This window comes from Janthinobacterium sp. SUN137, assembly GCF_030587265.1.
In the GTDB taxonomy this organism is placed as follows: Bacteria; Pseudomonadota; Gammaproteobacteria; order Burkholderiales; family Burkholderiaceae_D; genus Janthinobacterium; species Janthinobacterium kumbetense.
This window is the reverse complement of sequence record NZ_JAPWHZ010000002.1, coordinates 1-10,316: the sequence shown is the minus strand read 5'-3', so window position 1 is coordinate 10,316 and position 10,316 is coordinate 1. Positions and strand designations below refer to the sequence as shown.

Annotated in this window: 6 protein-coding genes; 3 read left to right on the top strand and 3 right to left on the bottom strand. The window is 63.5% G+C overall.

From position 1 onward, the window contains the following. Nucleotides 1-344 precede the first annotated feature (344 nt). Nucleotides 345-1,079, top strand: coding sequence for a YceI family protein (locus O3298_RS08105; RefSeq protein ID WP_305058989.1), 735 nt, complete (start codon nt 345-347; stop codon nt 1,077-1,079). Here O3298_RS08105 and O3298_RS08100 read toward each other — a convergent pair. Further along, on the bottom strand, nt 1,042-1,671 hold the full coding sequence (locus O3298_RS08100; protein WP_305058988.1) for a LysE family translocator: 630 nt from the start codon (nt 1,669-1,671) through the stop codon (nt 1,042-1,044). The two genes, O3298_RS08105 and O3298_RS08100, sit on opposite strands and share 38 nt — an antisense overlap. 156 nt (nt 1,672-1,827) lie before the next feature. Here O3298_RS08100 and O3298_RS08095 point away from each other — a divergent pair, with 156 nt between their 5' ends. Next, a complete protein-coding gene (locus tag O3298_RS08095; protein ID WP_305058987.1) occupies nt 1,828-4,722 on the top strand; it encodes a hybrid sensor histidine kinase/response regulator in 2,895 nt (964 codons plus the stop codon). On the opposite strand, the gene O3298_RS08090 is transcribed toward O3298_RS08095, so the two are convergent. Together O3298_RS08090 and O3298_RS08085 are read right to left on the bottom strand one after the other, a co-directional pair. Beyond that, nucleotides 4,707-5,618, bottom strand: a complete 912-nt coding sequence (locus O3298_RS08090; protein WP_305058986.1) for an alpha/beta hydrolase — start codon at nt 5,616-5,618, stop codon at nt 4,707-4,709. The two genes, O3298_RS08095 and O3298_RS08090, sit on opposite strands and share 16 nt — an antisense overlap. A gap of 46 nt (nt 5,619-5,664) precedes the next feature. Next, nucleotides 5,665-8,802, bottom strand: coding sequence for an FAD/NAD(P)-binding protein (locus O3298_RS08085; protein WP_305058985.1), 3,138 nt, complete (start codon nt 8,800-8,802; stop codon nt 5,665-5,667). Nucleotides 8,803-9,002: 200 nt separating this feature from the next. Between O3298_RS08085 and O3298_RS08080 the strand changes: the two genes are divergently transcribed. Then, nucleotides 9,003-9,281 carry a hypothetical protein gene (locus O3298_RS08080; RefSeq protein WP_289914148.1) on the top strand — a complete coding sequence of 93 codons (279 nt, stop codon included), beginning with the start codon at nt 9,003-9,005 and terminating at the stop codon, nt 9,279-9,281. The last annotated feature ends 1,035 nt before the right edge of the window (nt 9,282-10,316 follow it).

Sequence of the window (10,316 nt, the reverse complement as noted above, 5' to 3'; positions counted from 1 at the left end):
ATTTACATAATCATGCGAAACTATCAAACGCGTAGTTTGTTTTTCAAAAGAAACTATTAATGCTAATTAACAGCATTAATTCGAATACGCCTTTTCCCGGCATGCGCGGCAATCCCGTCATTCGATTTTGCACCGCCGCATATTCATTTTCTGGCGCCTGCTGTTAATACCAATTCCATTGCATTTACGTCCATTTCCCTGCAAGACAGGGCATGCGGCTGAAGGAATTGGTCTTGCAAAACGGCCGCGCATGCGTCGCGGCTATCGCACCGGTGCCCGGATCGCTTACTATCGCCCCATCGCGCCCTGCGCCACCGCCATCCCTTTGCCAGGAGTCCTCATTGATGCCCCACGCCCCTCGCCGCCTGCTGCTGGCCTGCGCCTGCGCCTTGCTCGCGGCCTGCAGCCCGTTCACCCCGCCGCCCGCCGCCTCACTCCCGGCCGCGCCGGCAGCGGCGCCAGCCATGCAGGCGCCGCCCTGGCAACAGCCGGGCGTGCGCATCCTGCACATCGCCCCGCAGGAATCCCTGCTGACCATCACCGTGCGGCGCGGCGGCGCGCTGGCGCGGCTCGGGCATGACCACGTGGTGGCCAGCCGCAGCCTGCAGGGCGTGGTGGCGCCCGCGCCGGGACGCGCGCACTTCCGCTTCCGGCTCGACGAGATGAGTGTGGATGAAGCCGGCCTGCGCCAGGCGGCCGGCTTGACGACGACGCCGTCGGCCGACGCCATCGCCGGCACGCGCCACAACATGCTGGTGCGCGTGCTCGAGGCGGAACGCTATCCGTGGGTGAACATCGAGGCGCGCCGCACGGGTGACAAGGAAGTGCTCGAGGCCGACATCACCCTGCATGGCGTGACGCGCACGCTGCAGTTGCCGGTGCGGATTGAGGAAACGGCCGATGGCCGCCAGCTGCAGGCCAGCGGCAGCCTGCTCTTGAAACAGAGCGACTTCGGCATCGTGCCCTTCGCCGTCCTGGGCGGCGCCATGGCCGTGCAGGATCAGATGGAACTGGCGTTTCGCATTACCGCCAGGCAAGAGCTCAACGCGCCAGGATCAGGCGCAAGCCCAGGCCGATGAAGATGGTGCCGGCCACGCGATCGAGCCACAGGCCGGCGCGCGGACGGCGGTTCAGCCAGTGTCCGACGGCGCCGGAAAAATAGCCGAGCAGGCCGAACAGCACGCAAGCCTGCGCCGTGAAGACGAGTCCCAGCTGCGCCGTCTGCCAGCTGGCATTGCCCTGGCCCGCGATGATGAACTGCGGCAGGAACGACAGGAAAAACAGCACGACTTTCGGATTGATACTGTTGGCAAACAAGCCCTTGCCGAACAGGCGCAGCAGCGATTCGTCCGGCAAGGCCGCCGCGCCATCGACCTTGGCGCCGCCGCGGCTGCGCAAGGCGCCGATGCCCAGCCACACCAGGTATAGCCCGCCGGCCACTTTCAGCGCGGTAAAGGCCGTGGGCGAGGCGGCCAGCAGGGCCGACACGCCGATGGTCGCCAGCACGGTGTGCGTGAGGCAGCCAAGGGCGCAGCCCAGGCCGAACGCCATGCCCTGGCGGCGCCCGCGCGACATGCCCACGCCCAGCACCATCAGGTTGTCGGGGCCGGGACTGGCGGTAATGAGGACGGCGGCGGCCAGGAAGGCCAGGAACTGGTCGGGACTGAGCATGAATATCTCGCGGGCAAAGGCGCCATGATACCGGAGCGGGCGTCATGCCGGCAGGACATGAAATTGCCCGTATGCCAGCAAGAGTCGATTAAAATGGGCACTCCACAGCAAACGGCGTTGCCGCCGCTTCCCGCGCGACCATCACCAAACCCATCGATGCCAGCCCACCCGCCCCTTTCCCGCCACCGCGCTTCCAGCTCCCGCGTCTGCGCCTGGCTATGCGGCTGGCCGCTCCTGTTCGGCCTGCTGATCGGCCTGCTGGGCCTGGCGGGTGGGGCGCAGGCGGCGCCCTTGCCCCTGAGCAAGCAAGGCATCCAGCACCTGGGCAACGGTGGGCAACTGTTTCTCGCCGGAAATGACGCCGCGCCCGCCGATGCGGCCGCCCTGCCCGCCTGGCTGGCGCACCAGCGCCCGGCCAGCCAGGTCGACCTGTTCGGCGGCGCCTACTGGCTGCACGCGCAGGTGCGCAACGACAGCGGCGAAACGGCCTGGGTCATCGACCCGAACGACACCCTGATCGACCTGGTCGACGTGTACGTGTATGGCCCCGGGCCGCAGGCGCCGCCGCAGACCTTGCTGACGGGCTACCAGCGTCCGCACGAGTATTTGTTGCACTACGGCAGGAACGTGCAACTGGCGCCCGGCGCCACGTATGACATCCTGATCCGCTTTTCCAGCCCCTATTACGCGCGCGCGCCGCTGTTCGGCGTGCAGACGCAGCAGGATTACCGCAAGCTGGTGGGCAAGGAAAACTTCCTCATGGTGGCGTCCATCGGCGCCCTGCTGGCGCTGGGCCTGTTCAATTTCTTCATCTTTTCCATCACCCTGGAAAAAGCCTCGGCCTATTACGCGCTGTACGTGCTGACCTATGGCCTGGCCTGGGCCATGACCTTCCACGTCTTTGCCGACCTGTTCGACTGGCGCCTGCTGCAGCTGCACTACGTACCGTTTTTCCTGCTGCCCGTCTTCAGCACCCTGTTCTACACGCATTTCCTGCGCCTGCGCGATTACTCGCCCCTGCTGCACAGCATCAGCAAGATCAACCTGGTGCTGCCCTTGCTGCTGTTGCCCAGCTGCTTCTTCGCCCTGTCGTATGCGCACACGCTGGCCACCATCGTCATCAGCATCTGGATGCTGCTGGCGCTCGTCTGCGGCATCGTCGTCTGGTGCCGCGGCTACCAGCCGGCGCGCTTCTTCGTGCTGGCCTTCGTCGCCCTGATGCTGCCCGGCTTCCTGATCCTGCCGGCCAACCTGGGCCTGATGCCGGCCATGGTGGCCAACGCCCAGCTGGTGACCCTGCTCGGCGGCACGCTCGACGGCTTGCTGCTGGCCTTTGCCCTGGCCGACCAGATCCGCCTGCTGCGCAACAACCTGGAACAGCGCGTGCAGGAGCGCACCCTGGCGCTCACCCTCAGCAACGACGCCCTGCTGAAAGCCAAGGAGCACGCGGAAGTGGTCAGCCGCCACCGCATCGATTTTCTGTCCGCCATGAGCCACGACATCCGCACGCCGCTGGCCGGCGTGATCGGCATGCTGAAATTCGCCCTGCGCGACCAGTCCGTCAAAGGCCGCACGCAGGAATACCTGCGCATAGGCCTGCACAATGGCGTGTCGCTGTTGACCATTCTCAATGACATCCTCGATTTCTCGAAGATCGACGCCGGCAAGCTGACCCTGGAAACCGTGGACTTCGATCTGCTGGCCCTGATCGGCGACGCGGCCGGCATCGTGCAGGGCCAGGCCGACGCCAAGAGCCTGCTGCTGCGCCGCGAACTGGCGCTGGACTTGCCGCGCTACGTGCGCGCCGACCCCACGCGCCTGCGGCAAATCCTCATCAACCTGCTGGGCAATGCGCTGAAATTCACGGCGAATGGCGAAGTGCTGCTGGAAGTGCGGCTCGCCCGCACCCCGCCGCGCCGCGACGGCCGCAGCGAGATCGAATTCATCATCAGCGACACGGGCCCCGGCATCGACGCGGACACCTTGCCGCGCCTGTTCCAGAAATTCGAGCAGGCCGACCATTCCACTACGCGGCGCTACGGCGGCACGGGCCTGGGCCTGGCCATCTGCAAGGAGCTGGTCGAACTGATGAACGGCACGATCGGCGTGGAAAGCCGCATCGGCATCGGCTCACGCTTCCATTTCACCTTGCCGCTGACGCCAGGCAGCGCGCCGGCGGCCGACGCGCGCCGGCCGGCACGCCACGCGCGCCACGCCTGCCGCCTGCGCATCCTGTGCGCCGAAGACGTGCGCACCAACCAGATCATCATCGGCACCCTGCTCGAAAGCATGGGGCATGCCGTGACCATCGTGGAAAACGGCGAACAGGCGCTGCGCGCGCTGGGTGCGGGCGCCTACGATTGCGTGCTGATGGATGGCCGCATGCCGCTGATGGATGGCGAACAGGCGGCGCGCCTGATCCGCGACGGCGGCAACGCCGAATTCCCCATTCCCGACGCGCAGATCCCCATCCTCGCGCTGACGGCCAACGCCAGCGAACATGACCGGCAACGCTATCTGGCCGCCGGCATGGACGACTTCCTCAGCAAGCCCGTCGACGAAGCGCTGCTGTTCGAGAAAATCGACGCCCTCATCGACCTGCTGCTGGCGCGCGGCCACGCGCTGCCGCCTGCCGCGCCCATCGAGGACGACAGCCTGGCGCGCCAGTTCGGCCTGGACGAGGCCAACACGGCGCAGGCGGAGACGCCGGCCGACCCCATGACGGCGCCCGTGCACATTTTGCCGCTGGCCGGCCTGTCGCCGCAGCATTTGCAGCGCATCGCGCAAGCGTTCCTGACGGAAGCGCCGCGGCGCCTGGACCTGGCTTGCCACGCCGTGCGCGATGGCAACGCCAGCGCCGCCGCCGCCGCCTTCCACGCCCTGAAGGGCAGCGCCGGCTACCTGAGCCGCCCCACCCTGCACGGCCTGTGCCACCAGATGGAAACCCTGGCCTCGAACGGCCAGCTCGATAACGTGGAACAGTTCCTGCCGCAGTTGCAGGAGGCGCTGAGCGTGGCGCGGCGCGACCTGGAAACTCAGCCCGCCGGCTGAGCCATCCAGCCGTGCGCTTGCAGCCACGCCAGCAACAGCCGTGGCCAGGCGGCCGGCTCGCTGCCCGGCTTGCCCAGGCCCCAGCCATGGCCGCCGTGCTGGAACAAATGCACTTCGACGGGCACGCCCGCGCGGCGCAGGGCGGCCGCCATCAGCCGGCTGTTCTCGGGCGGCGCAATCGGGTCATCGAGCGCCTGCGCAATGAACATGGGCGGCGTGCGCGCATCGACGTGCAATTCCACCGACAGCGCGTCGCGCGCCGCCTGCGCGGGGCGACGTCCCAGCAACTGCTTTTTCGCATGCGTCGTGTCGAATGGCGCTTGCATGGTCAGCACGGGGTACAGCAGCACGGCAAAGTCGGGGCGCGCAGAGACGGCATCGACCGCATCGACGGGCGCGTAGCGGGCCGCGTCGGCCTGCACGGCCGTCATGCCGGTCAGGTGCGCGCCGGCAGAAAATCCCAGCATGCCGATGCGCGCCGGGTCGATGCCCCACTCGGCCGCGCGCGCACGGATCACGCGCATGGCGCACTGGCCATCCTGGAACGGCGCGCTGACGCCTCCGCCCTCCTGCGGCAGGCGGTACACGAGTTCAAACGCCGTGATACCTTGCGCCTGCAGCCAGCGGGCGGTGGGGCCGCTCTCCTTGCCCGCCTCGATATGCGCATAGCCGCCGCCGCTGACCAGGAGCATGGCGATGCCGTTCGGCTGCGCCGGGCGGTGGGCGATCAGATACGGTTGTTCGACCTGCGTGATGGATCCCTTGGCGCTGTCGCGCTGCGGGCCCGGCGCCGCGCCACCGGGCGGCGCGCCGGGCCACAGCACGATCGCGCCGGGCGGCGCGGCGACCGCGTGCAGGTTGATACAGATCAGAAACAACAGCAGCAGGCGTTGCATGATTCGCTCGCGCAGGGAACAATGAAACGCCATCATAGCGAAATAACTAAAAATCCGTCTCGCCCTGGATCACGGCCGGATACCCCGTCATGGCGCGCGACGTCTGCATGCCCGCCATCACGGCCGCTTCCACGCAGCCCGCGTTGATGCCCGTCTTGATCCAGTCGCCCGTGAGGAACAAATTGGAAAAGCCTGACTGGTCGGCGGCCAGCCGGTACTGCGTGCTGTTCACCACCGACATCACATAGCGCTCGGACGGGTCGACGTTGGCGCGCCAGTACTGGCTGTCGAAACGGGCCGCGCCCGTGGCCGCCTTGGCGTCGACCAGCCATTGCCATGGAAACGCGCCCGGCCCGCCCGCCTCCGGCCACAGGGCGCCGATCTCGTGCTCCAGCTGGTGCAGCGCACCCTGCTTCGCCCTGGCCGCGCAGCGGGCCGGGAAATCCGTGTCGGTGACGGGAGGATAGCTGTCGACAGGGAAGGCGCTGCAAAAGTAGGAGACGTTTTTCGGCGCCAGTCCCGCCGGCCAATCCTCGTGCGCCAACAATTGATCCATCGGCGCCCACGTGTCGTACGGCTCCGTGAAGGCCGACAGCACCGGCTGCTGGCCCTTCGGTTGCGTGGTCCAGCCCATCTGACGCAAATCCTTGTTGAGCCATACCTGATAGGCCTGCGTGGCCACGGTTTTCACCTTGTCGGCCGCCAGTTGCAGGGCCGGGCTTTGCGCCAGCAGTTGCGGACACAGGGCGGGCAGCGAGCCGATGGAAATGCCGAACACCACCTTGTCGAAGTCGACGCCCTTCTTCAATACCGTGGCGGGCAGCGCGCGGCCGAACGCTTGCTGGTACTGCTGCGGCCAGTCGCTCCAGTACGATTCCAGGTTGACGTCCTGCGCTTGCAGCAGCGCCGCCTGCGCCGCTTCGATCTGCGCATAATCGGGGGCGCTGGGCCAGCACGCCAGGCCTTTCACGTCGACCAGCGGCGCATAGCCGGCGGCGGGGTCCTTCAATTGCACCTGCTCGGTGATGCGGATGCTGTCGATGTCGCCCGCGCCCGGCACCAGTTCTTCCACGCGCTGGAAGAACTTGAATTCCACGCCCCTTTTTTTCAACACTTGGTACAGCGGCGTGAAGATCGTGTCGCCCATGCCGGCCTGCATCTTGAACATGATGCCGCCCTTGTAGGCCAGGCCGATGCGCGCCATCGCCCGCAACAGCGTCCCCGCCTCGATGTTCGGCTTCGCGAAATCGCCGCTTTCATACGCGAACACCAGGTCATAGAAGCCGCGCACGGGCGCCGAGTTGACGCTGGACTGCTCGTCGCCGCCATGCTTGCGCAGCCAGTCGCGCAAGTCGATATCGTTGATGACGTCGAAGCCGTTCTTGAACACGCCATCCTGGAACATGCCCTTCATGACCGTGATGCCCAGGTCCAGGCAAATGAACAGGCGGCGCAATTCATCGTCGCCATCGATCAGGGCGCGGTAGCGCAGGCGCAGCCAGGCGCGGATGCCGTTCAGGGTGCTGGCCAGCAGCTGGTGGCGGGCCTGGTCATGGCGCGTGGAGTCCGGCGCCAGGTCGGCCACCAGCGCCGCCAGCGCGCCCACGGACAGGCCCACGTCCAGTCCCAGCTCATCGGCCTGCCCCACCACTTCATCGGCCAGGCGGCGCAGCCAGCCCGGCCACACGCCCTCGCCTTGCGATGCGCTGGCGCGCACGATGCGCGCATCGGCGTCCGCCACCTGCCGGATCTGGCGTATCCACTGCTCGATCCAGCCCACCATGGCGACGGCCATCTGCCACAGGGTGATGTCTTCGCCGCCCTCGCCCGGCTCGCCCGGCAAGGTGGGAAAGACGATGGACCAGTTGCGCCACTTGCCCTTGACGTCTTCCGACAGGGCCACGTAATCGTGCTGCTTGAAAGCGTCGCGCCAGGTGGCCAGCGGCGCGCCGGGCGGACGGTCCAGGCTCGCATACGCTTCCTTGATCATCTTGAAAGCGTTCGCGTAGAAGCCGAACCAGATGTGCAGGCCGTGCTCCTCGATGCGCTGGCCCGCTTGCGCATTGCGTCCGCTGGCGCCCTTGCCGCCCAGGCGCCAGCCCAGCTGGTACACGGTGATGGCGTGCCGGTTTTGCCAGCCCGGCTGGTTCGTCAGATAGTACGCCGTGGTCATGGCCGCCACGCCGCCGCCGAGGATGGCGATCTTTTCCGGCGCGATGCGGGAATTGTCGACCAGTTCCTCGCCCGGCATGGCCGTGAAGTCGAAATTCACCTGGAACGGCAAGATCGCCGCCTGCGGCCCCAGTTTCAGGCCCAGGGTCTGGTCCAGCGGGAAGCTGTCGAAGGCGTGCAGCGTGCATTCGTATTCGTAGCCGAGCAGGCGCGCGCTGTGCAGGCGGTTGATCTCGGCCGGCGCGGCCACCAGGGCCTGGTACACGGCTTTCACGCCCGCGCTGTCGGGGAATTGCTTGAGGAAAATCTGGTCGATGCGGGGATTGCGCAGCAGCGACAAAACATCGGCCCAGCCGGCCTGGTCCATGTCAAAGAAATCGGGGATGGACAGGAAAATCTGGAACGCCTGCTCGATGAGTTCCAGGAAACTGTTGATGGGCTTGTGCTGCCCCGTCTGCACGGTGGCGTTGACTTCCAGCAAAGGGTGCAGTGCCAGTTTTGTTTCCGGCGAAAAATGCTGGAAACCCTTGGCGGCCACGGAGCAGCGCAGCGGCTCGCTGCCGGCGGCGGGGATCTCGTAGTCGCACAGATACTTCGGGTAGCCGAACAGTTCGCGCCCGTTGATCAGGGCCATGGCGTCATCGACGAAGATATGGCACGGATACCAGTAGATATGCGCGAGCTTGCCGGCGGCATCCATCTGGCCGACCATGATCCAGGTGACGATATCGACTTCCGTGATCCAGCCCTTGGCCTGGTCGACGGGGTTGGCGGAATCCGCATGGTTGACGCGCGTAAACGTCAACATCACATACGGCGACAGGGCTTTCAGGGTCATCTTGCTGCCCGCCACCTGGTTCAGGGTGGTATTCACGGTCGCCTGCAGCTTCGCCAGGTCGCCCCGGACGAAATAGCCGTACATTTCCGACTGTTTCAATTGCAGCGGCGAGTGCATCATCACCGAACCGCCCTGATAGATATACGAAGGTCTTGCCGAAGGTATCGCCGTCATTGCCCTGCCCCCCTTAAGTTTCATTCAAACAAGATTTCCACAGTGTATTTGAGAAATATCAATGAATGATATGAAATAAATTAAAGGATTTGCCAAGATGCATAGGCTCGGTCGGGAGGAGGCAGGACAGGCGGAAGGCAAGCGCTGGCCATCGGGTGTAGGATGGATCATCCGTGCAAAGCAGGCGAGCTGATCCAGAAATGATTACTACCGACTACGTATCCACTTATTCAGGCAACCGTTTTTATCCCTTGCGCCCGCATATCGACAAGGTCGCCATCGAAGACATCGCCCACGGCCTCGCTTACCAGTGCCGCTTCAATGGACAGACGCAAGTGTTCTACTCGGTCGCCCAGCACAGCCTGATCGTCGCCGAACTGGTGCCGCCCCCCTTGCGCCTGGCCGCCCTGATGCACGATGCGGCCGAATTATCCACCCATGCAGATTTGATACTAAGCATTCATTCTTTTGCTTGCTAAACATTCTTTCACTCGCTACCATTCCTCTAGGGAAGAACTGATTTACTCAATGGGCACGGCTCCCGGCGGTTCGCTAACCTATAGCAATAGCAGTCCCCTTTCACATGCCATCGACATACAAAGGTGCTTTTCCGCCCTTGAATACACCGCCAAAAAGAAGCTGACTCAGTGCGGCCTTGTCCTTGCCGAGTTTGACGACGTGACATGCGTAGCTGTTCATGTCGTTCGCTTTCGCCAACCTGGCGTCGGTTGGCCAGCAGTGGCTTTACGATCATTGAATTCCGTAGTCCGTCCTGATTGCAGAAACGCGTGAAGCATCCCCTCAAGTCGACCGAAAATGCACCTGTTCGACTCGTCGTGCTGCAGTTCAGCTCGCAAGACCTAGCCGAAAAGCGAATTGATCAGTATTTCCTTAATGTTATGATTTTTAATTTCATTGACGATAAGATGTGACGAAAGTGCGCAGAAACAAGGAATACAACACAGCCAGTCCTGTCGAGCATGGGTGACGCTGTATCGGTGTGATTCTCGGCACACTCACTCAACGGATTTTTAATCTGGGACACTGGCAGGCCGTTGAAAAATCATTCGGTGATGGGAAATATAAAAAATCCAAGCTCCACATAAAATTTCAGCACAAAAACGAAATTCTTATCTATTTACACAGCAATCTTCGTGCATGAATAGTCAGCTTTTGAAGTTTTATGGAATGAAATTTCTTTTCTCAGTAAAATTAAATAGCAAGCCATTAAATTCGAGTAGGCAAACGAATTTTATGACAGCAATCCCCAAAAATACGACCGCGTTTAAAAATAGAATTTTCCAAGCTCAGATTTTTGAAGGTGCTGAATGAAGGCATCCCGTTTTACCTATAGCTAGATCATCGTCATCCTCAAGCCAGCCGAAGGAGGTTTGTAGTGGTCAACCCATCCCGGACACTACGTTAAGTTTTTCTTCGGCGACGGCCGGTGCCAGTCCCTGGTTGAACTGATGTGGTCGTATCCAGTTATACCGGTGCATCAGGTAGTGGCTGAT